The organism is Paraflavitalea pollutisoli (assembly GCF_029360705.1).
Taxonomy (GTDB): domain Bacteria; phylum Bacteroidota; class Bacteroidia; order Chitinophagales; family Chitinophagaceae; genus Paraflavitalea; species Paraflavitalea pollutisoli.
This window is the reverse complement of the sequence record NZ_JARKMX010000008.1, coordinates 4,183,182-4,208,814: the sequence shown is the minus strand read 5'-3', so window position 1 is coordinate 4,208,814 and position 25,633 is coordinate 4,183,182. Positions and strand designations below refer to the sequence as shown.

22 protein-coding genes are annotated in these 25,633 nt (G+C 49.0%); 8 read left to right on the top strand and 14 right to left on the bottom strand.

Annotated elements, in window-relative coordinates:
• Positions 1–8 precede the first annotated feature (8 nt).
• Entirely contained in the window at positions 9–1,229 is a 1,221-nt protein-coding gene (locus P2W70_RS30315; RefSeq protein ID WP_276485333.1) for an HD domain-containing protein, read from the bottom strand.
• A gap of 186 nt (positions 1,230–1,415) precedes the next feature.
• Here P2W70_RS30315 and porX point away from each other — a divergent pair, with 186 nt between their 5' ends.
• The 7 genes from porX to P2W70_RS30280 all read left to right on the top strand — a co-directional run bounded on the left by porX (position 1,416) and on the right by P2W70_RS30280 (position 7,813).
• Positions 1,416–2,972 carry a T9SS response regulator signal transducer PorX gene (porX, locus tag P2W70_RS30310; RefSeq protein ID WP_276485332.1) on the top strand — a complete coding sequence of 519 codons (1,557 nt, stop codon included), beginning with the start codon at positions 1,416–1,418 and terminating at the stop codon, positions 2,970–2,972.
• Positions 2,973–3,198: 226 nt separating this feature from the next.
• Positions 3,199–3,480 carry a hypothetical protein gene (locus tag P2W70_RS30305; protein WP_276485331.1) on the top strand — a complete coding sequence of 94 codons (282 nt, stop codon included), beginning with the start codon at positions 3,199–3,201 and terminating at the stop codon, positions 3,478–3,480.
• A gap of 24 nt (positions 3,481–3,504) precedes the next feature.
• Positions 3,505–4,281, top strand: a complete 777-nt coding sequence (locus P2W70_RS30300) for an MBL fold metallo-hydrolase (RefSeq protein WP_276485330.1) — start codon at positions 3,505–3,507, stop codon at positions 4,279–4,281.
• Positions 4,282–4,795: 514 nt separating this feature from the next.
• Positions 4,796–5,377: a ComEA family DNA-binding protein gene (locus P2W70_RS34500; protein ID WP_420832406.1), complete on the top strand. Its 582-nt coding sequence runs from the start codon at positions 4,796–4,798 to the stop codon at positions 5,375–5,377.
• A 104-nt stretch (positions 5,378–5,481) separates the two neighbouring features.
• Positions 5,482–6,624: an acyl-CoA dehydrogenase family protein gene (locus P2W70_RS30290; RefSeq protein ID WP_276485328.1), complete on the top strand. Its 1,143-nt coding sequence runs from the start codon at positions 5,482–5,484 to the stop codon at positions 6,622–6,624.
• A 265-nt stretch (positions 6,625–6,889) separates the two neighbouring features.
• Positions 6,890–7,354, top strand: coding sequence for a c-type cytochrome (locus tag P2W70_RS30285; RefSeq protein ID WP_276485327.1), 465 nt, complete (start codon positions 6,890–6,892; stop codon positions 7,352–7,354).
• Positions 7,355–7,378: 24 nt separating this feature from the next.
• Entirely contained in the window at positions 7,379–7,813 is a 435-nt protein-coding gene (locus P2W70_RS30280; RefSeq protein WP_276485326.1) for a c-type cytochrome, read from the top strand.
• Between the two features lie 22 nt (positions 7,814–7,835).
• On the opposite strand, the gene P2W70_RS30275 is transcribed toward P2W70_RS30280, so the two are convergent.
• The 13 genes from P2W70_RS30275 to P2W70_RS30215 all read right to left on the bottom strand — a co-directional run bounded on the left by P2W70_RS30275 (position 7,836) and on the right by P2W70_RS30215 (position 24,740).
• Positions 7,836–8,012: a hypothetical protein gene (locus P2W70_RS30275; RefSeq protein ID WP_276485325.1), complete on the bottom strand. Its 177-nt coding sequence runs from the start codon at positions 8,010–8,012 to the stop codon at positions 7,836–7,838.
• A 79-nt stretch (positions 8,013–8,091) separates the two neighbouring features.
• Positions 8,092–9,330, bottom strand: coding sequence for an ATP-dependent Clp protease ATP-binding subunit ClpX (gene clpX, locus P2W70_RS30270; protein ID WP_276485324.1), 1,239 nt, complete (start codon positions 9,328–9,330; stop codon positions 8,092–8,094).
• A gap of 126 nt (positions 9,331–9,456) precedes the next feature.
• Entirely contained in the window at positions 9,457–10,089 is a 633-nt protein-coding gene (locus tag P2W70_RS30265) for a ClpP family protease (protein ID WP_276485323.1), read from the bottom strand.
• 21 nt (positions 10,090–10,110) lie between these two features.
• On the bottom strand, positions 10,111–10,806 hold the full coding sequence (locus P2W70_RS30260) for a ClpP family protease (protein WP_276485322.1): 696 nt from the start codon (positions 10,804–10,806) through the stop codon (positions 10,111–10,113).
• A gap of 321 nt (positions 10,807–11,127) precedes the next feature.
• Positions 11,128–12,507 carry a trigger factor gene (gene tig / locus P2W70_RS30255; RefSeq protein WP_276485321.1) on the bottom strand — a complete coding sequence of 460 codons (1,380 nt, stop codon included), beginning with the start codon at positions 12,505–12,507 and terminating at the stop codon, positions 11,128–11,130.
• Between the two features lie 238 nt (positions 12,508–12,745).
• Positions 12,746–13,561, bottom strand: a complete 816-nt coding sequence (locus P2W70_RS30250; protein ID WP_276485320.1) for a universal stress protein — start codon at positions 13,559–13,561, stop codon at positions 12,746–12,748.
• Positions 13,562–13,785: 224 nt separating this feature from the next.
• Positions 13,786–14,505, bottom strand: a complete 720-nt coding sequence (locus P2W70_RS30245) for a LytR/AlgR family response regulator transcription factor (protein WP_276485319.1) — start codon at positions 14,503–14,505, stop codon at positions 13,786–13,788.
• On the bottom strand, positions 14,502–15,590 hold the full coding sequence (locus P2W70_RS30240) for a sensor histidine kinase (RefSeq protein ID WP_276485318.1): 1,089 nt from the start codon (positions 15,588–15,590) through the stop codon (positions 14,502–14,504). Before P2W70_RS30240 ends, P2W70_RS30245 begins: the two co-directional genes overlap by 4 nt.
• A 300-nt stretch (positions 15,591–15,890) precedes the next feature.
• Entirely contained in the window at positions 15,891–20,738 is a 4,848-nt protein-coding gene (locus P2W70_RS30235) for a DNA repair ATPase (RefSeq protein ID WP_276485317.1), read from the bottom strand.
• 74 nt (positions 20,739–20,812) lie between these two features.
• Positions 20,813–22,843 carry a flotillin family protein gene (locus P2W70_RS30230; RefSeq protein ID WP_276485316.1) on the bottom strand — a complete coding sequence of 677 codons (2,031 nt, stop codon included), beginning with the start codon at positions 22,841–22,843 and terminating at the stop codon, positions 20,813–20,815.
• A 61-nt stretch (positions 22,844–22,904) separates the two neighbouring features.
• Positions 22,905–23,588 carry an OB-fold-containig protein gene (locus tag P2W70_RS30225; RefSeq protein WP_276485315.1) on the bottom strand — a complete coding sequence of 228 codons (684 nt, stop codon included), beginning with the start codon at positions 23,586–23,588 and terminating at the stop codon, positions 22,905–22,907.
• A 6-nt stretch (positions 23,589–23,594) separates the two neighbouring features.
• Entirely contained in the window at positions 23,595–24,305 is a 711-nt protein-coding gene (locus P2W70_RS30220; RefSeq protein WP_276485314.1) for a PspA/IM30 family protein, read from the bottom strand.
• Positions 24,306–24,347: 42 nt separating this feature from the next.
• Positions 24,348–24,740: a YbjN domain-containing protein gene (locus P2W70_RS30215; RefSeq protein WP_276485313.1), complete on the bottom strand. Its 393-nt coding sequence runs from the start codon at positions 24,738–24,740 to the stop codon at positions 24,348–24,350.
• A 103-nt stretch (positions 24,741–24,843) separates the two neighbouring features.
• On the opposite strand from P2W70_RS30215, the gene P2W70_RS30210 reads away from it, so the two are divergent.
• A complete protein-coding gene (locus P2W70_RS30210; protein ID WP_276485312.1) occupies positions 24,844–25,521 on the top strand; it encodes a helix-turn-helix domain-containing protein in 678 nt (225 codons plus the stop codon).
• Positions 25,522–25,633 lie beyond the last annotated feature (112 nt).

Genomic DNA, 25,633 nt, shown 5'->3' with positions numbered 1-25,633 from the left:
TGTGTATTTTAAGAATTCAAGTAACAAATGTAATATTTTTTCACGGGGCTGGCCAGCGTTTGATGTATCAGTGCATTGTCGACCCGGGAGATATCCGTTGCTGTTCCATCCTTAAACAGGATGTTTATCTTCTCTTCTTTCGGATCATACGTAGTGTTTTCCGCCACCCCACCGAACACGAAATAGTGACAATCGCGCTCTTCTAACTGCATCTCGCGGCAAATCCTGTTCCGTAGTTCGGCGATCCAGGCCTCGTCGAAGGGGGTAGCCGACAATTTAACTTTTAATAAACGTCGGGTGACAAGGCATTGGCAGAGTTTGGCCAGTACCACATCTTCATGGAAGATCCAGTTTTTGATGGTGCTCAGCACATCGTAATCGTCCAGCAGGCAAAACTGCTCCAGGTGGTCTTCAATAGAAGTGACCTTATCGTGATTTTGCAGGAAAAAGTCGAATACGGCAGAGGTTGATTTCACGGCAATACCCCGTTGGATCAGCTCCTGGGCACGCTCCACGATCTTTACCAGCATTTTCTCGGCACCCAGTACCGTTTTGTGCAGGTACACCTGCCAGTACATAAGGCGGCGGGACACCAGGAATTTCTCGATGGAGTAAACGGCTTTTTCTTCCACCATCAGCTCGTTATGGTGTACCGTGAGCATTTTCAGGATGCGGTCGTAACCGATCACGCCTTCCGATACGCCTGTAAAAAAGCTGTCGCGGGTGAGGTAATCCATCCGGTCTACATCGAGTTGCCCGGAGATCAGCTGGTGAAGAAACGGTTTGGGGTATTTATTCGTAAATATATCGATGGCGAGACTGAGTGCCCCCTCCAGCTCACGATTGAGCACCTCCATGATCTTGATGGAAATGGTTTCGTGGTGGATGCCTTTGAGCAGTTTGTTTTCCAGGGCATGCGAGTAGGGGCCATGGCCGATGTCGTGCAACAGAATGGCGATCTTGGCTGCTACTTCTTCCTCGGGGTTAATGTCGACGCCTTTGTTTTTGAGTTCGTGCAGCGCATTGCACATGAGGTGGTAAGCGCCCAATGAGTGGTGAAGTCGGGTATGTACGGCACCTGGATACACCAATTGAGCAAAAGCCATTTGGTGAATACGGCGAAGGCGCTGGTACCAGGGGTGCGCTATCACCTTAAATATCAAAGGATGATCGATGGTAATAAAGCCGTACACCGGGTCATTAATGATCTTTCTGAATAAGGATGCCATTCGCTGCTTGCTGTTTTGTTAAAATTCCTGCTAAAAGGTGCTAACAAAAGTACATATTAACTGATTGCTCAAGGAATAATGTATTTTAGACGGAAAGGAGGGAGGCATAACGGTAAATGTTGGCTTCCTAATTGCAGCGGCAGGGCAGATCACCAAAAACACAACCACATCAATTAAAAATTTTACATGGCATTAGGAAAGATACTCTGGGTGGATGATGAAATTGAAAGTTTACAATCGCAGATCCTGTTTCTCCAGAACAAGGGATACGAGGTGAGTGCGTTGACGAACGGTTTTGACGCAGTAGATTTTGTCCGGGATAATTATGTGGATGTAGTGCTGCTCGATGAAACCATGCCGGGTATCACGGGGCTGGAAACGATCGCCAAGATCAAAGAAGTGAACCAGCAGATCCCAATCGTCATGATCACCAAGAATGAAACAGAAAACCTGATGGATGAGGCCATCGGCAGCCAGATCGCCGACTACCTGATCAAACCGGTCAATCCCAACCAGGTATTACTCAGCCTGAAAAAGATCATCGATAATAAGAGGCTGGTGGCAGAGAAAACGACCTCTTCCTATCAGCAACAGTTCCGCAACCTGTTCATGGCGCTCAACAGCAGCCCCGATTACAACGAATGGATGGAGCTGTACAAGAAACTCGTGTACTGGGAGCTGGAAATGGAGAAGAGTGACAGTCCCGAGATGCAGGAGGTATTCCAAACCCAGAAAAGTGAGGCCAACAACGAGTTCTTCAAGTTTATTTCGAAGAACTACGCCAAATGGCTGCACCCCAAAGCGGTGGAGCAGCCGGTGATGTCGCATACCCTGTTTAAGTACAAGGTGATGCCGCATGTGGAGAAGGGTACGCCCACTTTTTTCCTGTTGATCGACAACCTTCGGTTCGACCAATGGAAGGCCATTCAGCCCATTTTTGCCGAAAGCTTCCGAATCCTGGAAGAAGAGAGCTTTTACAGCATATTACCCACCGCTACACAGTATGCCCGCAATGCGATCTTCGCCGGATTACTACCGATGGAGATCGAGAAGAATTTCCCGCAGCAATGGAAGAACGACGATGAGGAAGGCGGAAAGAACCTGTTTGAGGAAGAGTTTCTCCGGGCGCAATTGAAACGCCTGAAGCGGGAAGATGTGCGGTTCTCCTACACCAAGATATTGAACAATCAGGCCGGCCAGGAGCTGGTCAATAATATCCATAACCTGCTGGTCAATGACCTGAATGTGATCGTGTATAATTTCGTCGATATGCTGAGCCATGCCCGAACGGAAATGGAGGTGCTGAAGGAATTGGCTGGCGACGAGACCAGTTATCGCTCGGTAACCCGCAGCTGGTTCGAGCATTCGCCGCTGCACCAGGCGCTGAAGAAGATTGCCGATAAGAAGATCAATATCGTCCTGGCAACCGATCATGGCAGTGTACGGGTAAAGACCCCGTCGAAAGTGATCGGTGACAAGCAAACGACCACCAACCTTCGCTATAAACATGGCCGGAACCTCCATTACGAGCAAAAAGAAGTGTTGGCCTTCCGCGATCCCAAAGAGGCGGGGTTGCCGGTGCCAACGGTCAACTCTTCCTACATATTCGCCAAGGAGGATCTTTTCCTGTGTTACCCGAACAATTACAATTACTACGTCAATTACTACCGCAACACCTTTCAGCACGGCGGGATAAGCCTGGAGGAAATGATCATTCCGGTGATCAAGATGACCACCAAATAAGCTTTTAAGGACCTGCAGCGCTAAAATGGAGCTAAATGAGGTCGGTGACCCGGCCAAAGCAACCTGGCGGGTAGCCGGGGCGTCTTGCTATGGCAGGGTATTTGAATCTATTATTGTTCAAAAGTGCCTGATTTTCTGTCCACCATGTGTGGAAAACAATAATGGACCGTAAATGGGGAAGGGCAGACATTTGGCTAATTTTGTTAGTGAATTTGGTAGTACAACTATGAAATATACCCAGAATACATTAGATAAAATTGAACGTATCCTCGATGAGGTAGAATATGTGGTGCGTTATGAGCGGGGCAATTTCCAGAGTGGCTACTGCATCCTTGAAGCGAAGAAGGTAGTCGTGCTGAACAAGTTTCTCCAACTCGAAGGGCGTATCAATACCCTGATCGATCTTATTCCTCAGTTGAATATCGAGCCGGATGTATTGTCTACAGAGGTACGCCGTACGTATGACGATGTATTGGTCCGGGCTGCGGCCCTGGCGGCCGAGAAATAACCGCAAACTCCGTATTTTTAACGCGTGAGTTATCCTTCCTTAAAAATCACGTTCTTAGGTACCGGCACCAGCAGTGGTGTGCCCATGATCGCCTGCGAGTGCCCGGTGTGCCAGTCGCCCGATGCCAAAGACAAGCGGCTACGGTCAAGCATCCTGGTTCAATCTGCCCATACCACGCTGGTGGTAGACACGGGCCCCGATTTCCGGTACCAGATGTTACGGTCGAATGTGAAGCACCTCGACGCAATCGTTTTCACCCATCCTCACAAAGATCACGTGGCTGGATTGGATGATGTGCGTGCCTACAATTTCTTCCAGCAGCAGCCGATGAAAGTATATGCGAATGAAATGACGCAGGAAGTGATCATCCGCGAATTTCCTTACGCTTTTTATGAAACGCGTTATCCGGGTGTGCCGGAGATACAGCTGAACACCATCGATGGCAGCCCCTTCATGGTGGGCGATATCGAAGTGATGCCCATCAATGTATGGCACCTGAAAATGCCCGTATTGGGTTTTCGCTTTGGGCCTTTCGCGTATATCACTGATGCTAATCGAATTGAAGAAGTGGAAAAAGACAAGATACGTGGCAGCGAGGTGCTTGTATTGAACACGCTGCGCAAAGAACAACACATTTCCCATTATAGTCTTTCGGAAGGAATTGCCGTGGCGCAGGACTTGCAGGTGCCACAAACGTATTTTACGCATATGAGCCATCAGATGGGCAAGCATGCCGACGTGGAAAAAGAACTGCCTGCGGGAATACATTTGAGTTATGACGGCCTTGTACTAAATCTATAATTCGATTTCATCGTATGTATTAGATACCGGGCCGTCTGTAACAGGCCTCCGGTCATCTTGTACTATGAAAAAACACCACAAGGGCTTCTTCAGCTACACCCGGAAAGAGCGCACAGGCATCATTGTGTTGGTGTGTCTCATCATTGCGACCATTATCATCCCATCCTTTCTTCCCTCGCCCGTGATGGAGGTCGACAATGCCAATTTCGAGCAACTACGCGCACAGCTGGCCAAATTAGAAGGCGGGCATACACCTGCGTCAGATTCATTATTGGCCGCTTACGGGCATGATGGCGGTTATACCGAACAGGAAGAGCCGCGGATGGCATCGCTCTTCCCTTTTGATCCCAATACATTGCCGGCTGCGGACTGGGAACGCCTGGGCGTTCGGTCACGTACTGCGAAGACTATACGCAATTATGTGTCGCATGGCGGAAAGTTTCGCCGTCCGGAAGATTTATACAAGATCTATGGTCTTGCCAAAGAAGAGGCATCGCGATTGATCCCCTATGTTATGATACCCGAAAATGATCAGTCGTATTCGAAAGCATTGGCTGATCGTGGCGATGGCAGGCAGACAGTCAATCGTTACCCTGCACCGGAGGGAACAGCAGGAGTTGCCAGGACGGTCGGTTCATCTTACGGCGGGCCCCGGGATAATGATAGGTCACGTACAAGGTTTCGTGGATCGGCCCCCGCCATCATAGATATCAATGCTGCAGATACCAGTGCTTTTATAGCGCTCTGGGGTATTGGCAGTAAACTGGCCGCGCGCATTGTCAATTTTCGCGAAAAACTGGGTGGTTTTCACGGAGTAGAGCAGGTCGGCGAAACGTATGGCCTCCCGGATTCAACCTTTCAGGCCATCAGAAGTCATCTCCAATGTGCTGCACCAGACTTGCGCACGATTAATATCAATACCGCCGATGCTGATGTGCTCGACCAGCATCCTTATATCAGCCGGTCACAAGCCTACGCCATTGTGCGCTACCGCGAACAACATGGCTCCTACCAGGCTGTGGATCAATTGTTGCAGATAACTATTTTGACACCAGACAACCTGGAGAAAATGAGGCCTTACCTGACGGTCAGGTAGGCTAAAATAAATCTCCCGAAAAAGTGCTAACAATTGTTAGTTTCTGGAAAATAGTATTATATTGCATCAACCTCTAAGGGTTCTTGCCAACGATATTTTATCTTATGAATTTCGAGACTTCTGAATTGACACAGCAGGTGGCTCAGACTGCACGTGACTTTGCGCTTCAACACATTAAGCCCTATGTAATGACCTGGGATGAAAGCCAGGAATTTCCTTTACAAGTTTTCCGTGAAATGGGCAAGCTTGGACTGATGGGGGTAATGGTTCCAGAGAAATATGAAGGGGCCGGCCTCGGGTATTTTGAGTATGTAGCTGTGCTGCAGGAGATCGGAAAAGTGTGTGGGTCGATCGGATTGAGTGTGGCTGCACACAACTCCTTGTGTACCGGGCATATTCTTGCCTTTGGTAATGAGGAACAAAAGCAACAATTTCTTCCCAAACTGGCGACCGGCCAATGGCTGGGTGCCTGGGGGCTCACCGAGCCTAATACCGGCAGCGATGCAGGTAATATGAAAACGGTGGCCGTGCGGGATGGTGACCATTGGGTGCTGAATGGCACCAAATGCTGGATTACACATGGAAAGAGCGGGGATTTGGCCGTGGTCATAGCACGGACCGGCGAGCCAAGGTCAAAAGACAACGCGACCGCTTTTCTGGTAGAACGAAGCACGCCAGGCTTTTCCGGCGGCAAGAAAGAAAACAAACTCGGTATGCGGGCCAGTGAAACGGCCGAAATGATATTTGACAACTGCCGCATTCCCGACAGCAACAGGCTGGGGGAAGTAGGCGCAGGATTCAAACAGTCGCTGAAGGTATTGGATGGTGGCAGGATCTCTATTGCAGCGTTATCGCTGGGAATTGCCAAAGGTGCGTATGAAGCGTCTGTACAATACTCGAAAGAACGTTATCAGTTTGACCAGCCGATCTCCAATTTTCAGGGCATCTCCTTCAAACTGGCAGATATGGCCACGGAGATCGAGGCGGCAGAGTTGTTGACCTTGCAGGCCTGCGATTTGAAGATGCGGGGCAATCCGATGACGAAAGAGGCGGCCATGGCAAAATACTTTGCGAGTGAAGTGGCGGTAAAGGTGGCGAATGATGCGGTGCAGGTATTTGGCGGCTATGGATACACCAAGGATTTTCCGGTAGAAAAATATTATCGCGATAGTAAACTCTGTACTATCGGTGAAGGTACCTCTGAGATTCAGAAACTGGTTATTTCCAGAGAAGTTTTGAAAACCTAAAGTTCACGGAACGGTTGCTTGTCACGTCAGAATGGCCCCGCGGGATGCGGGGCTTTTTTTATGCCCGGAGATCAGCCGCTGTTGGCACTATCTTTCGGCGAGCTGCCACACAACGTGTGATAATTGTCAATGGGTTGTGGACGAGTCCTGCTGTTGCTGGTTATAGAAGCAGGATGTACTGGGTGTCGTACCTATTTATCCGCTGGGCTGTCGATTTACGTTATCTTTTCTTGCGCGCCTGACGTTCGTGCACTAACTTTAAAGGATGAACACGGAAGTCGGATATGTTGCCCGTGGTTTCTTGCTGATGCTGGTAGTCCTTGCCGGCCTGGAGGTGGTTCATTTTCTCTCTACAAATATTGCTAAGGCACCTGTAGCCGATATTAATCTTGATAACAAAGACGCTTACCGTTCTCAAACCAATTCCATGGGGATACCCGCCGTATTGAATGAACGTGGCAAATGGTTGTTTACAGAAAATTGCAGTTCTTGCCATCAGCCCGACAAAGATTGTGATGTTACGCAACTGGCTACCGTAGAAAAACGGGTCCGTGATAAGGCCTTGCTCCGCGGCTGGATTCGCAACAGTGACTCTGTGCTCAAAACTGGGAATCCCTATTACACCAAACTGTTTGCGGATTGGCGGCAAACGCCCATGCCGGCTTTTCCGCACCTCAGTGATGCCGACATCGATGAGATACTGGAGTACATGCCGCGGGCACGTTACTGATCAACTTAGCCTAAAACCTTTTATATGAATAAAGAATTGCAGTATGTAGGTCAGGGTGTGTTATTGCTGCTCGTGGTGTTGGTGGGGATGAAGACAATAGACGTGTTGGGGAATATTAAAGAGCCGATGGAAGAGCCCGCATCACAGGTCGTTGCTATGGAGTCTGTAAAAAGCAAAACATATTATGGTAGCGGAGATGGGAAGGAGTTGTTTGCCAACAACTGCGCCAGCTGCCATAAGGCCGACAAAGACCTGACAGGGCCTGCCTTGCGGGGAGTGCGTGATCGGGTGCCGGACCGAAAGTTGTTGCATGCCTGGATAAAGAACAGTCCTGCTGTGTTGAAATCAGGAAATGAATACTTCAATAGCCTGTATCTCCGGTACAACAAAACGCCTATGAGCGTATTTCCGAATCTGACGGAAAACGAGATTGATGCAATCCTGGCGTATATCGATTAGCATTAAAGCATACTACAATTTATTATGGCATAAAATCATCCTCATCTTTCTTCTTGGCATACTTGTCAAACACTTTGTCGATTGCTCCGCCGAAGATGGGGAACTTTTCTTTCGCAAAATTCTTGACGATCTCTACCGCTTTGTAGGCCTGCGCTTCTGTAAGGCCCTCTGCCATTAGTTTTCTGACCAGTTCTTCCATATGAATGCATTGATGGTGTACTCAAAAAAACAGAGGCACGTGGGGTGCCTCTGTAAATATAAAACTATGTTCTTAATAGTTAAGCTACTTTGAGCATGCTCATCTTGCTCTTGTCGAACTTCTTCTGGGCATATTCCAGGGTGAGGTGGAAGGTCTGCGTTTTGGAAGAAGGCAATTCAAACATCGCGTCGATCAGGATGCTCTCGCAGATGCTGCGCAAACCACGTGCGCCCAATTTGAATTCAAGGGCCTTGTCGACCATGAAGTCCAGCACATCCTCATCCACATTCAGTTGGATATTCTCCAGTTCAAACAGGCGTTTGTACTGCTTGATCAGCGCGTTCTTGGGCTCCGTGAGGATCGAGCGCAGGGTGGATTTATCCAACGGATTGAGGTGTGTAACGACCGGCAGACGGCCCAGCAACTCCGGTATCAGGCCAAAACCCTTCAGGTCGGTGGCATTGATATACTGAAGCAGGTTCTTCTTCATGTGCTCCTGCAACTCTTTGTTGACATTGAAGCCGATCGCGTTGGTGTTTACACGGCGGGCGATCACGCGGTCGATGCCATCGAAGGCGCCACCACAAATGAAGAGAATATTCTGCGTGTTGATCTTAATGAGCTTTTGCTCGGGGTGCTTACGACCGCCCTGTGGGGGAACGAGTACGTCGGTACCCTCCAGCAGTTTCAGCAACCCTTGCTGTACGCCTTCACCGCTCACATCGCGGGTGATGGAAGGGTTATCGCCTTTACGGGCGATCTTATCGATCTCATCGATGTAGACGATACCTCTTTCGGCAGCAGGAACATCATAGTTGCACACCTGGAGGAGGCGGGTAAGAATGCTTTCTACATCTTCGCCCACATAACCTGCTTCGGTAAATACCGTCGCATCGACGATCGCAAAAGGTACATTGAGCAATTTGGCGATGGTCTTTGCCAGCAGGGTTTTACCGGTGCCGGTTTCGCCTACCATGATGATATTGCTCTTTTCAATATCCACTTCTCCTTCGGCACTTTTGTGCTGCAGGCGTTTATAGTGATTGTAAACGGCAACCGCCAGTACCTTTTTGGCTTCGTCCTGTCCGATCACGTATTCATCGAGGAAGCGCTTTACTTCCACCGGTTTCTTCACATTGAGCTTGAAAGACGGCGAAGCGGCAGGCGTGTCGCTGCGGATCATGAGCTCCTGCTCGATGATCTCGCGTGCGTGCTCTACACAGTTCTCGCAGATATGTCCTTCCTGGCCGGCGATCAGGATCTTCACCTCATCGCGGCTGCGCCCACAAAAAGAACAATGTAAGGTTGTCTTTGCCATTGGTTTTATTAATCTCCGGCTACAAAGGTATTCAAAGGGACTTCTAAATCCAATTAAATAGCCTGATGCAGGACATATTGGGTAATTTTAAAAGGCTCAACGTTTTATCCGTTGAGCCTTAGTATGTTAGAGCTTTTCGTAGACCTTATCGACGATCCCGTACTCGATGGCTTCCTTGGCGTCCATCCAGTAGTCGCGGTCGAAGTCTTTCATGACCTGTTCAAACTTCTTACCGCAGTTTTCGGCGAGGATCTTCGCACTGATCTCTTTTACACGCTTGGTTTGCTTGGCCTGGATCTCTAGATCTGCGCTAACTCCCTGAATATGACCACCGAGGCTAGGCTGGTGGATCATCACTTCTCCGTGGGGGTAGATGTATCGGCTGCCCTTGGTACCACCACTGAGGAGGATAGAGCCCATGGAGGCTGCCAGACCCATACAGATGGTGCTTACCGGGCTTTTCAGCATACGCATGGTATCATAGATCACCATACCGCTGGTTACGATGCCGCCGGGGCTATTGATGAAAAACTTGATCTCTTTACCGGGTTGGTCAGCGTCGAGCAGCAGCAACTTGGCTGTTACGTCTCTGGCAGACTTGTCGTCAACAACTCCCCACAGATGAACACTGCGGGTTTCGAAAAAGTATTGTTCCAGCTTTTTGCTGAAGATCATCAGGTCCGACTTGGGAGCTTCTTCTTTTTCTTCTTCTTCGTCATCCATCCGAAAGGGCTTCGCTGAATACTTATAGTGGTTCATATGTTATGCTGATGTTTGTGATTAGTCTTCTTTTTTCTCTTTGCGGGGGTTGATGAGCAACACCTCATCTACCAGACCATAGTCTTTGGCTTCTGTAGAGGTCAGCCAGTAGTCACGTTCGCAGTCTTTTTCAACCTGCTTGTTGGTCTTTCCGGTATGGTTAGCGATTACGTCGTACAGGTTCTTTTTGATCTTGCGGATCTCGTTTACTGTGATCTCGATATCGCTGGCTTGTCCGCCGATAGCACCGCTGGGCTGGTGCAGCATCACGCGGCTGTGCCGGAGGGCTGTACGTTTGCCTTTGGTACCTGCGCAAAGCAGTACGGCAGACATCGAGGCGGCCATACCGATACAGATGGTCGATACATCAGGTGTGATGTATTGCATGGTATCGTAAATACCCAAACCAGAGTATACGCTACCACCGGGGGAGTTGATGTACATCTGGATATCGCGGGTGCGGTCCGTACTTTCGAGGAAGAGGAGCTGAGCGGTCACGATGTTGGCCACTTCGTCATTGATGGGGTAACCCAGGAAGATGATCCGGTCCATCATCAGACGGCTGTACACATCCATCACGGCTACATTCATGGGGCGCTCTTCAATAATATTGGGCGTCAGGTTGGTGACCTGGTATTTATGGTAATCGTTCAACGTATTGCTGGAGATACCCCTATGCTTCACCGCATATTTATCAAATTCTTGGCTGAGGTTCATAAGATTTTCCTATTGATTTAGTGAGCAATTTAAGTCATTTGACAAATCAATTACCGTGCTATATAAAAAATCGGACATTTTGCCATAAAAGCGAGACAGTATCTGCAAATGCCTTTAACCGATGTGGAGTTATTGGCAGAAAGGCTGGGTAGGGATTTAAGCAAGGTGATTTTGCATTTAAATTAAAATGTATATATTTTAAGGTGTTGGGCTGCGGCCAGAGGCCAGCACAGACGGGCGATTACTCTCTTAAGGGGAATCGCCCGCCAACAAAAAAGCCACCCGCTAGGCGGATGGCTTGTATTTTTCAGCACTTATCTACTAGTGGTGGTGGTGTTGGTGCTTTTCCAGTTCTTTGGTGAACTCTTCCACAGTTACGGGCTTATCAGTAGCCTTCACTTGTGTTTCAGCCCAGCCAAATACTTTTTCCGTCTGAATACGGTGGTAAGCATCTTCTACAAACTTTCTGTCCTGCATCATACGGTTGATGTAGTCAGCTACCCAAGGCTGCTCTTCAGCGCCACCAGGCATGCCCATGTACTGGAACAACTGGTTTTTGGCGAAAGCCTGCAGGTCTTCGGGCTTCACTTCGATGTTGGCATCGCGCACCAGCTTATCGATGATCAGCGTCCATTTCAGTTGGTTAGCGAACGTGGGGAACTCCTGCTCTGCTTGCTCAGCAGTCTTGGGGGATTCGCCACCTTGCTGGATCCAACGTTTCAGGAAGTTCTCGGGGAATTCGATCTTGGTATGATCCAGCAGAACGTGGTACAGCTCGTGCTGCAGGTGGTTGCTGCTTTGCTTATCCCAATATGATTCGATCTCTGCCTTTACGGTATTGCGGAACTCTTCTTCTGTCTTCACACCTTTGCCAGGGAAAGCTGCTTCGAAGAACTCTTCGTTCAGCTCAGCTTTTTCAACATGGCCTACCTTGGTGATCTGCATGCTGAAGAACTTGTCGGCAGCAGCTTTATCATTTTTGTCCAGACCGAGGTCGCCCAGGATCCACTCTCTTTCTTTTTCGTCGAATACCTTGCTCAGTTGAACCTGAATAGCGTCGTCTTTCTTACGACCGTGCAGGGTATTGCGGAAGCTTTCTGCAAAGTATTTTACCAGCAGGGAGTTGTCTTTCTTGATACCACCTTCAACCACATTACCTTCTTCGTCGGTTTCAACGAAAGTTACGTTCAGCACGTTGTCGTCGCCGGTAACTGTTTCGGGATCGGTCATTTTACCGTGACGTAAACGCAGGCGATCAACTTCTTCATTGATCATGTCTTCGGTAACAGTTACTTTATAACGGGTAGTTTTTTCTGCGGCGAGGTCAGCTACGGCGAACTCGGGTTTCAAACCTACTTCAAACGCGAAAGCGTATTCTGCAGGATCGTTGAAGTTCAGTTGACGGGCGTCATTCTCAGGCAGGGGCAGCGGCTGGGCGAAGATCTCCAACTTCTCATTCTGCATGAAATCGGTGAGTTGTTTTTCAACGGTTCTCAGTACCTCGTCGGTGAATACCGACTGGCCATGCATCTTTTTGATCATGCCGGTAGGAACCATTCCTTTCCTGAAACCAGGAATATTGGCTGTTTTGCTATAATTCTTAAGTGCTTTCTCAAAGGAAGGCAGATAGTCTTCTTTGGCCACTTTAACAGTGATCTTGTCGTTCAGCAGGCCTATATTCTCTCTGGTAACTGTTGCCATATTGCTTTTTTTATAAATTGGGGTGCAAAAGTACGGGAAATTCTCAATAGGGTACAAAAGGCAAACCATATCCCATTACGGCTTTCTCCTCGAAAATTGTCTATTTGTCAGATTTTGAAGGCTTTAGGATTGATTTGGCAGACCTGCCGCCAGTAATGACAAATTCGCCGGGACGGCTCTCCAGGCTCCCCGCGGGCTACCAATGCCCCTAAAAGTTCAGTTTTAGCGTCTTTCCGGCTTATGCCTTGTCCTGCAGAACGAGCAACGGGATCTTGCTTTCGTACGCCATGGCAGTGGTGCGACTTTTGGAAAAGATACGTTCAAAAAAGGTGTGGGTATGGGCGACCATCACGAGCAGCTGACTTTCCTGTTGCTGCAAATAATCATTGATGCCCTGTGTTACCGACTGGTTGGTGACATTGACCAACTCGTAATTGTATCCCTGCAAGGCTTTTTCCGTATTGGTACGGCCTGAAACCTCTTCGATTTTCACCACATTCTTCTGCACATGCAGCACATGGATAACAGCACCCAATGTTTTGGCGATCTTTAGCAGGGGGCTGAAGAGACTGATATCGGTTTTATAGCTAAAGTCACTCGCATACGTGATATGACCGATCGGCTTATAACCCGCGTCGTGTGGAATGATGAGTACCGGTGTCTTAACCTTCCGGATCACATTGGTGGTGGTACTGCCAATGATCTTATCCAGGCCACCAGCTCCTTTCATACCCATCACGATGAGGTCGCCAGCCGCTTCTTTGCTCAATTCCTTGATCTCGTCCGAGGCGATCCCGATCCTGACGACGGATTCTACCGGTACGCTGTAGGTGGCAAACAGGGTGTCTGCTTCTTTTTTCAGCATGGCTTCGTTCTCCCGCTGCATTTCATCGGCCGTCACCATTACATAGGGCACTTCACTGACGGGTGTCGGCAGCATATAAGCATGGAACAGCAGCAGCCGGCTATTGAACAGTCGGGCCAGTTCAGCAGCAAATACGGCAGCGTTGCGGGAAGCCGGAGAGAAATCGACCGGAACTATTATCGTTTGCATGGAGAAAGGTTTACGTAAAGATACCAAAGGTTGTCGGGGTGTACCGGCACAAAAAAAGGATACCAGGCTGCCCGTTGCCAACGCATTGGGGTATGGATTGCAGGCAAATAGATAACTCAGCCATGATGACCGACGGCCGGCTACATCAGGGCATAGCTGGAACTAATGAGAATGGGTAGTTAATTGCCCAGTGCTTATTTGTCAGGTCATCACGTGCAGGCTTGTCAGATCATTTTGTCGCGAACGATCTTCATTAGCTCGGCTTTGTAATTGTCGCCAGTGATGATCTCTGCATGAATGCCCTTCAACATTACCTTATTGCCTTCGATACCAGTGATGCGGTCTATAGCTACGATAAAAGATTTATGGATACGCAGGAAACGACGTGCAGGCAAACGTTCCTCCATCTCTTTCAGGCTGGTATAGACCAATGTTTTCTTATTGCCGGTATAGATAGCCACGTAGTTCTTCATGCCTTCGATGTAGTCGATATCCGTCAACGATATCTTTAGCAACTTGCCTTTCGTTTCCGTTTTTACAAAAATATAATCGTCATCCGGTGTAGTTGTGCCACCAGCTTGACGGGAAGCTGCAATTGCTGTAGTAGCCTTCTGGATGGCAGTAAGGAACCGGGGCAGGCGGATGGGTTTGAGCAGGTAATCGACCACATCCAGTTCATAACCATCAAGGGCAAATTCGCTGTAGGCTGTCGTTAGAATGACCTTGCATTTCCCGTTGATCGACCGGATGAAATCCATACCCGATAATTCGGGCATCTGGATGTCGAGCAAAACGAGGTCTACCGGCTGCGTGGCGACAAGCTGAAGCGCTTCGATGGGGTTGGTCGTGGCGGCCACCATTTCCAACTGGGGAGTTTGTTCGATATAATGTATCAGTATATCGAGCGCGTGTTGCTCATCATCGACGATCAGGCAGCGTATCATGGTGTTTGAATGCTTAGTTGGGTGGTGTATAAATCATATTCGTCCTTTATCTGCAACGAATATCCCTCTGCATAAGCAAGGTCGAGCCTTTTCCGGATATTGTCGAGACCAATACCTGTCGATATTTCCCGCGGACCTTTCTTCTTTTTGTTGCGGCAATAGAAATGAATGCCCTTGCTGTCTATCGACAGCCTGATGGCGATCGGTTGCTCGATACTCTTCAGGTCGCCATGTTTGAAAGCATTCTCAACGATCGTGATAAGCACAAAGGGGATGATGGTGACACCGTTCACAACGCCGTCCACTTCGAAATAAACCTGCAGGTGATTGTTGTACCGCAGTTGGTTTATTTTGATCACATTGCGCAGGTGCTCCACTTCATCCTTCAGGGCTACTTTCCCTTCACCACGCGCAGGATCGCTGAGCGCATACCGCATGATCTCGCTTAACGTCAGGATGCCCTCCGACAGCTCCGGCGAATAGGGGAGTGATTTGGCATACAGGAAATTAAGGGTGTTATGCAGAAAATGCGGATTGATCTGCGCCTTCAGGAAATTGAGGTTGGCATGGGCTTTTTCTATCTCCAGCTGTAGTTTTTGCGCCTCCAGCAATTTACGGTGCTTCTTTTCATCGATGATGTACACGATGAAGGCGATCAGCAGTGCGGGCAGGGCAGAGAGGAGTAAACACATGACGAAGAAAGCAATCATGGCCACGGCACTCCAGGCACCCTGGATCGTATCTGGCCGCAGCAGGTCGTTGACCAGGAAATAACCATTGAAGATAGCCGTAAACAACAATATGCCCCCGAAATAGTAGAAGAATCCTTTCTTCTCACTGAGCAGGTGATAAAAGAAATTGAGTGCGTAAAAATAGAAGCCGGCAAAAAACAAGGTGTTGACCACCAGCTTAATCAGGTAATAGGGCGTCAACAAAATGCCCAACTCCTGGTGTCGATTCCCCCGGTCGGGAAAGAAATACACCACGGTAACCGATAAGCCGACGATGCACAAATAACAAACAAGCACCGTCCACAGGACTTTGCTGAAGGGAAAACGTTTTTTATGGAAGAGTTGAAAAGGCATTACTCGTTATCCGACGGCGGTGTTAAGGTAAGAAAGGTTGATGGGAATGGACAGTCCATTCTCGAAGCAAACCTAACCTCGTCATGGCGTTACAGAAAATCTGTTATACCAATCTGCCTTTTGTCGATATCAATAGTCCGGAAGCCGGCGACAAAAGACGGCAAGTGGAGCCGTACTGCTACCTGACACACACGAAAGCAGCGCGTGCTATACTTATTGAACTCGCCAGCACGGCTGGCAACTGCATACCACCCGTTTCAAAACGATATACCTTATTCATCAGCTGGACCCAGTTCCCGCCTACTGATCCCCTTTCCGGATCGCCCGGGCAATGGCCTCCAGGTGTTCATTGAAAGAGCTCAATTGAATCAGCATTTGTCCGGAAGTGTCATTGCCCTCCATACCACTGAACTTATTGTTCTTGCGGAATATCTCAACAATGGCGGTCCAGCGTGTCGTTTCTTCAGCGGTGATGAACCCGGCAATCTCTTTTAATTTGAGCAGGTTGGCCTCTGCATTGGAGGTCAGGGTTTGCGACTCCCCTTCGTAGTGCGAACGTATCAGGGTGTCGATCTCTTCCACGTTCATGAGCGGCACTACCTTGCCCACCATCTTGTTCATGTTGCGGTAAGATCCCTGCAGTTTGAATGGAGGTTCGGTGCGGTAGGCATCTTTCATAGCTGCGCTGGCGATATACTGCTGATTGACGCGGAGTACCACTTCCCGGATACGCAATACATTGCGCAGTACAGCGATGGCGTCATCGGTTTCCTGGCGGTTGTAATTGCCCTCCAGCTCAGGCAGCATTTCACTCTGGCTTTCGATGTACTGTATCAGTTTATAGAGGTCTTCAAAGCTGCGGTTGGTGATGCGCTGCAGATAGGTGTTTTCAGCCACGGAATTCTCTACCAGGCTCAGCTTGAACAATTGGTCCGATCCGCCAATCACGTCGCCCAGGTTGTACACATCAGCCCGGTTGGCCAGCATGTCGGGTATCTTGAACTGTTCTCCGCTTTCCGTATACGGGTTGCCGGCCATGACCACACAAAACCTTTTCCCACGCAGGTCATAGGTCTTGCTGTCGCCTTCAAAAATACCATCCATCTTACGCTGTCCGTCGGCCAGGGAAATGAACTTCTGCAGGAATTCGGGACTACAGTGTTGAATATCGTCGACGTACAACATGACGTTGTCGGCCATTTCAAAAGAGAGGTTGATCTTTTTCAACTCTTCGCGTGCGCCGGAGGTGGAAGCTTCCAGCGGGTCGATGGAAGTGATCTGGTGCCCGATGGTAGGCCCATTGATCTTCACAAAGTGCAGCCCCATGGTTTTGGCCAGGTATTCCATCAGGGTAGTCTTTCCATACCCGGGTGGAGACACCAGCAACAGCATGCCCATACGGGCGGTACGTTTGTCATTGCCCGCTGCGCCGATCTGTTTGGCCAGGTTGGCGCCGATCAGCGGGAAATACACTTCATTGATGAGGCGGTTGCGCACAAAAGAGCTCAATACCTTCGGTTCAAACTCACTAATCTTCAACTGTAGCTTATAAGTTTTTACCAGCTGTTCTTTCAGTTGGTTGAAGGCGGTGAATGCCGGCACCACTTCCCGGAAGTATTGCTGCAGTTTGGTGACAAACTGGTGAAAATTGAGCTGGTACTTCGATTCCGCTATAACGGCATGCGTACCCTTCAGCCCTTCCAGTAGCAGGGTATCCGATGCTGAACGTTCCTTATACGGATGGTCCTTGAACAACAGCATACAAACTGCCTCGTCAATGTAAGGTTCATAAGCCTGACCAAACTGCTGTGTTTCTAAATAGGCCGTCAGCCAGCTTTGTATGATAAAAAAGCGCTCGGTGGTATTGAACTCTATATTGCCAGCTTCCTGTAAAAAGAGTTCGGTGCGCTTCTTGGTTTGCAGGAATTCTTTGAATCCTTTTTTGAGTTGAAAGGCCTGCTGGCTGCCAGTGAACTGGCGTGCCACGGAAAACTCCAGGTAGAGATACCGGGCTACATCTTCGGGGGCTACAGACCCGTAAGCAATGGTCGCCTCTGCAAACCGGGTTGCAATCTCTTTTTCAACAAAAGCCGTCTGCCTGCTTTCGGGAAAGCTATCCTGGATGGCCCAGGCTGCTGTGATGAATTGTTGCAATTTGTTGCGAACTGCTTTGTCCAATTGAAACCAGAAGAGCTGTGCAGCCACCCGTACGGTAGGCGCGTATTGAAGAAAACCCAGTTCTTCCTGTAGTTTTTTCAGACCGTTGTAGATAACAAGGGCGTCGCTGTTGTGTACGCCTTTGAGATAGGCGGCGGCATAGTCCCTTTCCGTCTGTTCATTGATATAGGCTTCTGCATTCCAGCCTGCGCCTTGTTGCCTGCTCTGCTGCAGGGTTTGATAGGCGAGGTATTCTGATCGGTAAACGGTATTATTTTCTGATACAATATCCTGTTCCCAGATAAACCGGTGTTGATACAGCGCTTCTGCGCTGATCTCCCGGTAAAAGCTGGTACCGGTCATGTGGTAGAACAACCGGTCGTTGCGGCGAACGATGGTCAGATCAAGTACTTGCTTGTTGACGATAAACTTGTAGGTGCCCAGTGATATGATATTCTGCCCATCGACAAACAGGTCGGTTTTGTCTTTCAGGCTCCGCAAAGCGTTTTCCTGGGTGACCTTGACGAGGTTTTCCAGGTTTTCGGCCTTGGCCACATCGCCCAGCGATCTCAACTCTTCCGACAGGCTCCGCACCTTGTCGATCATCAGGTCGGTCGTAAAGAAGGCGTAGATCGCTTCCTTGCTATCGAAAGATTGGGCCTTGTTTTCAATGTTCTTCAGCACCCGCATACCGATCTGTTCCAATCCGGTCGTGCGTTTATTGATCTGGGCGATCAGCAGTTCTTTCTTGCCGTTGAAGGCCTTGATGATCTCGTCGCGCTTATCGGCAATTTTGAGTACAAACTCTTCAAAGTCGGCGAACTTGCTTTCCAGTTCTTCTACCTGGATGCTGATCTTGGTGAAATAGTCTTCACATTTTTCAGGAGAGGTCGACAGGTCGAGGAAGTTCACGATGCTCTGGTCGAGCAGGGTGAGCTGGGCATGAAACTCGCCGGTGGACTCTTTGCTGCGCAGGGCAGTAATCGTGCGCACGAGGTCGGCCTTCACTTCGTTGAGCGAAGAGAAAATGACCGATATTTTCTCTACGATCCGGGTGGTCTGTGTGGTGTCCTCGATCTTTAAGCTGTTGAGGATATCGATCAGCATTTCCAGTTCGCCGGCGATGGCTTTCACCGCTGCTTCGATCGGCTGGGCATCTATAACCTTGGCCACCGTGCCAACCGCTTTTTTCTGTTCGACTACACGGTTTTCGTAAGGCACGAATGCTTCTTCCCGCAGCAGGAACTTGATGGTGTCCTGCGACAGGCTGCCATTGTAATGTTGCAGTGTTTCCTTGAAACCGTTGACCGCCTGAGTGTCGATGTATTTTACATTCAGCAGGTCGATTACCGCACCCTGGGTGCTGCGGGTCTTACCCAATAAGGTCACCAATTGATCGAGCGAGGTGATCGAGGCATTCTTGATATCGATCACCAATTGTTCAACGCGCTGTTGCATCGCAGCCAGTACATCACGGGCATGTTGACGCTGCGCCTGTACTTTGGCAAACTCGTCGATGGCGGTATTGGCAATATCCCGGATCTGGGCCAGCGGCGCCGCTATATTGAAGGTGGCTTCGTCCCTGATCCAGAAATAAGAGTCCAGGATGTCGATGGCGCGTTTGTGTATGTCTTCGTAAAGGTCTTCGTAACTGTCTTCTTTGAGTAGTAACTGGATCACCTCCTGGCTTTCGCTCATGGCGCTCACAATGGACTTGTTGCCGATCTTATACAGCACATTGTTGCTCATGGCCGTATTTTCCTGCAACACCAGGGTGTAAGGTGTTTTCCAGATCTGCACCTGGTGATGCCTGACGGCCTCGTTTTCTGACCGGAAATAGACCAGGGTGCCATCGTCGAAAACGGTAAAACCATTACAAACGATAGGTGTCTCCACCTGTTGAATGATCATGTTGTACGACATGAGCACGTAGGTGTTGGTCGCTTTCTGGTAGAAAACATACAGGAAGTCTTCCCCATTTGGTGAAGCCATACTGCGGATGAATTCCAGGTCGGTAATGTCCGATTCGAAGATCTTGTATTCGCCGTTCTGCAGGTAATAGCCGTTGGGGAAGATCACGCCCTGGTTGTCGGGCAACAGGATGCCGGCATCGAGCAGGCTGGGGATGGGCACTACCTGTTTGGTGCGAACATTGAAGATATATGTCCTGAAGCTTTCCTGGTAGGGCTTGATCTTGATGGCGATGAGGTTGCCCAGGTCGGCATAGTAATACTCAGCGTCATCCAGCTGCTGGTCTTTGTTGAGCACCGGCTCGGCGTAGATCCCTTTTCCGGTATCGGTATTGTTCTCGATCTTGAAGGTGATGTCGCCATGAATGGCTTCGATAAAAACTTTGTCGAGGATGGAGATATGCGGGTGCAGGCCCAGCCGGCGATTGCTGAGGTCCGACTTGATCCACTGAAAATCGTGCTGTGGTGCCTTGCGCACTTCATGAATGCTGCGATCGTCGATGTATTGCAGCTTATCGTTTTTGATCAACCATTTAAAAGCCTTCCGGTCGTCGGGGCTTTTACTGGTCTGGAAGATCATGTACAGGTAGTTCTCCGTTTTGGTGAACTTGGCAAAGATCGAATCGCGGTAATACTTATAGAGATTGGTAAAATCTGTAATGAAGTTGTTATCTTCTATGAGCCCCAGTGGCTGTTGTTCGAAATGATCACCCGTGAACTTATAGATACTGAATACATCACTTAACTTGATATCTTCCCGCAGTCCGAAATGGACATTGTAGGCAAAAATGGTCAGTTCACCGAATGCCATGATGCCACGCGCCACCCCATTGTTGTCGGTGGTAATGCGCTGGTTGGCAACCAGCTGGAAGCCTGAGGAATTGAATATTTCCTTGCGGGTTGTATTCAGCTTTGCCAATCTTTGCGTGAGATCCAACCGCTGTTCTTCCAGCCGGCTGCGGATGATCTCATAGGTGCCGGAATCCAGTATGGGTTGCGTATTGTTGTCAGTACCTGCCATGCGATCAAAAAAGTGGTTCGTTCAATATAATACCGCTGTCCGTATCAATGCTGTGCCAGGCCACGAGGGCCGGATTAATTCAGTTTCTTGTTGGAAATACCCAGACTGCTCGCCAGGTTGGCCAGGTTGAGCAGGGAAGGGCGGTCGCCTTCATCGCTCTGTTGCTGCATCTTTAGGATCAGGCTGGAGATGGTAAGGTTCTTAATATCGTTGGTCGAGATATTGTACTTCTCGGCAAATCCTTTAATGCGTTGCAGTAGATCACCACTGGTGGAGCCATCGCCGATCAGTGCGTTCTTTATTTGGGTAGCATTTTCACTTTCATTGATCAGGCGATCAAAGCCCTTGGCGTTGGATATCTGGTTGATGATGTTCTGGAAGAACATGGTTTCGCCACCGACGATATCGATGCGGGCTGATTTGAGGGCCTCGCCGAGAACATCGGCTTGTGCATCGGCAATATCCTTCTGGATATGTATTTGTGCAAGCGCAATGTCTTTTTCTTTCTGCAAGAGCAGTTTGAATTCTTCGTGATCTTTACCCACGGCATCCAGTTTCTTCATGGCTTCTGCTTTTTCCTGAATACCGGCGGCCTCTGCCAGGGCTTTTTCCTTGGTTACCTCCGCCTGGGTAAGTCCTTCCTTGCGTTTCGCCTCCGCGATCTTCTCGATTACGTTTGCATCTACGGTTCCTTGTCTTTCGACTGCTTCTGCTTTCGCCATCATCACTTCTGCTTCTGACAAACCGAGCGTTGCTTCTTCGCGGGCTTGCGCTTCGGCCAGTATCTTACGGGCTTCCGCTTGTTTTACCGCGGCTTCTTTCTTCGCTTCGGCATCGATGATCATCTGACGGGCTTTCTCTTCCGCTGCTTTCTTATCGGCTTCTGCCTGCTTTACGGTGAAAATCAGTTTTTCTTCGGCCTGGCGGCTGGCTTGCGTGATACCTACAGTTTTTTCGCGTTCAACAGCGCGGAAAGCTTCGATGTCCTTAACTCCCTGTTGTTCTTCTACCACGCCTTTTTCCAGTCGTACACGTTCTTTGATCACGTCCTGGATATTCTTGCGCTCTATTTCTACAGTCTTTTCTTTTTCGATCTGGGCGAGGGTCACGATCTTCTCGCGTTCGGTAGCTTCCAGGGCACGGTCTTTTTCCACTCTTTCTGTTTCTACAGCGTCGGTACGTTGTTTGTTCTTCTCGGCGATGATGATCTGGCGCAGCTTGTTTTCTTCCTGTACGGCCAGACTTTCATCGGTCTTGATCCGAACGGTCTGGGCCTTCAGGCGCTCTTCTTCCCGTACTTTAACGATCTCGGCGTTTTCGCGGGCACGTATATTGTCGATCTCTCTTTTCTGCTTTTCTTCCTTTTCTGCCATCTGGCGCTCCAATTCGAGGATGGCTTCGCGGGCTTCCACGTCTTGTTTTTTGATCACTTTCTCTTCGTCGCGTTTGATCAGGTTGGCCTTGATGTTTTGTTGGGCGGTGAGTTCGGTGATCTTTTTGATACCCTGCGAGTCGAGGATGTTCTGCGGGCTCAGGAACTTGATCTCGGTTTGCTCCAGGTAGTCGATGGCGCAGTCATCGAGGATATAGCCGTTGAGGTCGGTACCGATGATGTCGAGGATCTCGGTTCTGAATTCCCTGCGGGCTTCGTACAGTTCGATGAAGTCGAATTTCTTACCCACTGTTTTCAGGGCTTCGGAGAATTTCGCTTCAAAAAGGTTACGCAAAGTGTCTACGTCACTGGCTCTTTCTGTGCCGATGATCTGGGCTACGTTCAGTACGTCGTCGACGTTTTTGTTTACCCGAACGAAGAAGGCCACTTTGATATCGGCCCGTATATTGTCTTTACAGATCAGGCCGTCGTTCTCTTCCCGGTCGATCTGTAGTTTCTTTACTGAGATATCCATGATCTCCATTTTGTGCAGGATGGGGATCACGTACATACCCTTGTTGAAGGCTACCTTGCCGCCGCCCACACCGGTACGTACAATGGCTTTACCCTGAGGTATCTTCTTGTAAAAAGTAGCGAATGCAAACAGTAAAATGAATATCAGAAAAACAATTCCTCCGATGACCAGTAAGGTGATGCCTCCGATTGCTCCCATAAAGTTGTTTTTGTTGTAGAGGTTTAAGTAATGAGTTGTGTTGTCAGGTTATATAGTCGGCTTATACGATATTGTTCAGGTTGATTTCCGGTACCACGTAGTAGTATTTGCGGTCGGCCGATTCATCGGCGATCATAACTTCTGCATTGTATTGAATGGCTTCGCCAGTTTTGCTTTTAACGTTGATGCGGATTACGTCGCTCTGGATCTGCAGCTCGGCGGCTCCGATCTTGTCGCCGGCGATGGTCGACTTCATGCGGGCCGTGCGTCCCAGCAATTCATGTGCTTCTTCTCCATTGTATCCCATGGCGTAATAGATTTTTACCAGCGGCTTGGTCGCGTAGCGGGTGAGGAAATAGGCGATCAGGGATACCGGTGCCAGGATTAGCACCGATTTCCAGCCCCAGGCTGCCAGGTCCAGGACAATGGAGGAGATCAGCGTAACGATCCAGGCAATGAACTTGAAGGTCGACAGGATGATCATGAACGGCACTTTGCCGATGTTGACATAATCAAGCGTTTTGTGCAGGAAGGATTTATCGCCGATCGAGTCGTGCAGATCGGCATCGGTATCTGTGTCGATGTCCGCTCCATGAATATCCAGGTGATGGTCGATGTGGTGCCCGTCGTGAAACAGGCCGCCGGCGATAAAAGTAAAGAGCCAATAGATTGCCGTGATGCCAGACAGCACGGTCATGATGGCGTTGCTGAGGGGATTGAAAAGCAGGTGGACGAATGACGTCATAGGCTGTTAGGGATTGTCGTTTATGCCCAATTTTTCTTTGATGGCTTTGAGATCTTTTTCTATAGATAACGTATCATCTTTCAAAATAGCGTTCAGTTCGTCTTTTAAACTGTGTTTTCCGCGGGCAATCTCTCCATAGGCTTTGGAAAGGGCTTCCTGGTCCTCTACTTTGGCCTTCATACGCTCCAGCATGGCAACGGTGCCGTTGTTGTCGAGCTGGGCCAGTTGTTTATTGACCTGTTCGGTAGCCTTGCTCACTTTCACCCTGGCCTTCAGGGTTCTTAATTCTTTCTCCCATTTGTCGAGGTTTTCCTTTAATATTTCAGTATTCCTCAACATTTCTTTAGACGACTGCTGCAAGGTACTAACCTGTATGCCTAGTTCCTCCGATTCGGCATAAAATTTCCGGCGCAAGGAAAGCGCTTCGCGGGCCAGGTCTTCTGCCTTGCCGATCTCTACCTGGCCTACCTGGGCTTTTTGCATGATCAGGATGGCCTTTTCTGCGTACACCAACGATTCCTTCTGGCATTGTTGCTGCTCATTTTCAGTCCGGATGGCCAGCGCTTTTACTTTGGCATAGGCTTCGGTAGCCTCCACCAGGTCTTCGCGCAGCTCCCGCAGCCCCTGTTCTGTCATCTTGATAGGGTCTTCCATTTTCTCGACAGCGGCATGTATTTCTGCCTGTCCGATTCTGAATAGTCGTTTGAAAATGTTCATGACTGAATATTTTAATGTTAGTGTATTTGTGTAATCGACTGCCTACGACTTCGAAAACTCGATGATCTGCTCGGAAAATTCACTGAGCAGCAGACCAAGCGAGTTGATGGCGCCTTCAAACTCGTTGTAGTCGATATTTCCCAGTTGCATCGTATACCTGAATAAGACCTTATTGCCTTCTTCATTGATCACAAAAGCTCCATGGATGGTATCCCTGTTCTTTTGCAGCAGTTTTTTGAACATGCCGGGATTGTCGTGCTGGAAGGAGAACAGAAACTGTTCCATGATCAGGATCGGAGGGGCTATGCCAATGATCAGGTTGTTGATGCCATCGGCCTGGTTGTCGATTTTGAGGATCCCGTGCTGGTCATTCCGGTAAAGTATCCGGCACTGTAACCGTTTTGCGAATTCTTCAATGGTATCCATGTAGTTCATCGGCAATGGTTTCATACTTTCCTTTCCAAATCTACAAAAGAGAAATTAGGTTTGCAAAAAATATTTGCAATTGGGATAAAAATAATTACATTTATAGTTCTGTATGACAAAACTGGGTGTCAATATCAAGAAGATACGTACTACCAAAGGGCTGAGCCAGCAGGCTTTCGCCGACCTGTTTGAGCTCACCAGGGGTAATATTTCCTCCTATGAGGAAAATCGGGCCGAGCCAAGGATCGAAACGGTGGTCCGAATTGCAAATTATTTTGGCATTCCGGTAGAGCATTTTATCACCCAGAACCTGACGATCAATGAGATATTGAAGTTTAACGGCGATAAACTGCTCGAGGAAGAGAACCACATCATCCGGTTGCAGCTCCGGGAGGTGCCTTTTATCAATGACAATATCTACATGAAATGCTGTTACCAGGAGTTGGCCTTTAATGATTGGGCGGCTTTCCCCAAACTGGTATTACCCGAAACCAACAACCATAACCTGATCGCCCTTACTTTCAATCAGAACATAGCCCACCACGCCTCCCTACCTGCGTACCAAATGCACGATGTACTCGTCTTTGAAGAGGTGACCCAGCAGAACATTCATTTGTGTCACCACAAAACGGGGTTGTATACCGCCGAGCGGGAAATTATGCTCGGTCGCTACGAAATGGACGGCGGCCCCATCGAGCTCGTGTTAAACGACTTCAAAAAGCTGACTTTCGATTTCGAACAGCCCAGGACCTTTTGGAAAGTGTTTGCCGTGTACCAGCATATCCATTGAGCGAACTAGCTGTAGAAGATTTGAACCTTGTAAAAGTTATTGCGAATGGCAGCGGCTGCCGGAATGCGCTGCAGTTACGGCAGCCGTCGGTAATTAATTGAGTCCGGCACTC

Bases quoted from the DNA above. Each gene is read 5' to 3' on its own strand.
- P2W70_RS30215 (WP_276485313.1), bottom strand. From the start codon at position 24,740: ATGAACTACATGGATACCATTGAAGAATTCGCAAAACGGTTACAGTGC.
- P2W70_RS30245 (WP_276485319.1), bottom strand. From the start codon at position 14,505: ATGATACGCTGCCTGATCGTCGATGATGAGCAACACGCGCTCGATATA.
- P2W70_RS30235 (WP_276485317.1), bottom strand. From the start codon at position 20,738: ATGGCAGGTACTGACAACAATACGCAACCCATACTGGATTCCGGCACC.
- P2W70_RS30220 (WP_276485314.1), bottom strand. From the start codon at position 24,305: ATGAACATTTTCAAACGACTATTCAGAATCGGACAGGCAGAAATACAT.
- P2W70_RS30240 (WP_276485318.1), bottom strand. From the start codon at position 15,590: ATGCCTTTTCAACTCTTCCATAAAAAACGTTTTCCCTTCAGCAAAGTC.
- P2W70_RS30225 (WP_276485315.1), bottom strand. From the start codon at position 23,588: ATGACGTCATTCGTCCACCTGCTTTTCAATCCCCTCAGCAACGCCATC.
- porX (WP_276485332.1), top strand. From the start codon at position 1,416: ATGGCATTAGGAAAGATACTCTGGGTGGATGATGAAATTGAAAGTTTA.
- clpX (WP_276485324.1), bottom strand. From the start codon at position 9,330: ATGGCAAAGACAACCTTACATTGTTCTTTTTGTGGGCGCAGCCGCGAT.
- P2W70_RS30285 (WP_276485327.1), top strand. From the start codon at position 6,890: ATGAACACGGAAGTCGGATATGTTGCCCGTGGTTTCTTGCTGATGCTG.
- P2W70_RS30250 (WP_276485320.1), bottom strand. From the start codon at position 13,561: ATGCAAACGATAATAGTTCCGGTCGATTTCTCTCCGGCTTCCCGCAAC.
- P2W70_RS30260 (WP_276485322.1), bottom strand. From the start codon at position 10,806: ATGAACCTCAGCCAAGAATTTGATAAATATGCGGTGAAGCATAGGGGT.
- P2W70_RS30315 (WP_276485333.1), bottom strand. From the start codon at position 1,229: ATGGCATCCTTATTCAGAAAGATCATTAATGACCCGGTGTACGGCTTT.
- P2W70_RS30230 (WP_276485316.1), bottom strand. From the start codon at position 22,843: ATGGGAGCAATCGGAGGCATCACCTTACTGGTCATCGGAGGAATTGTT.
- P2W70_RS34500 (WP_420832406.1), top strand. From the start codon at position 4,796: ATGATACCCGAAAATGATCAGTCGTATTCGAAAGCATTGGCTGATCGT.
- tig (WP_276485321.1), bottom strand. From the start codon at position 12,507: ATGGCAACAGTTACCAGAGAGAATATAGGCCTGCTGAACGACAAGATC.
- P2W70_RS30275 (WP_276485325.1), bottom strand. From the start codon at position 8,012: ATGGAAGAACTGGTCAGAAAACTAATGGCAGAGGGCCTTACAGAAGCG.
- P2W70_RS30265 (WP_276485323.1), bottom strand. From the start codon at position 10,089: ATGAACCACTATAAGTATTCAGCGAAGCCCTTTCGGATGGATGACGAA.
- P2W70_RS30210 (WP_276485312.1), top strand. From the start codon at position 24,844: ATGACAAAACTGGGTGTCAATATCAAGAAGATACGTACTACCAAAGGG.
- P2W70_RS30305 (WP_276485331.1), top strand. From the start codon at position 3,199: ATGAAATATACCCAGAATACATTAGATAAAATTGAACGTATCCTCGAT.
- P2W70_RS30280 (WP_276485326.1), top strand. From the start codon at position 7,379: ATGAATAAAGAATTGCAGTATGTAGGTCAGGGTGTGTTATTGCTGCTC.
- P2W70_RS30290 (WP_276485328.1), top strand. From the start codon at position 5,482: ATGAATTTCGAGACTTCTGAATTGACACAGCAGGTGGCTCAGACTGCA.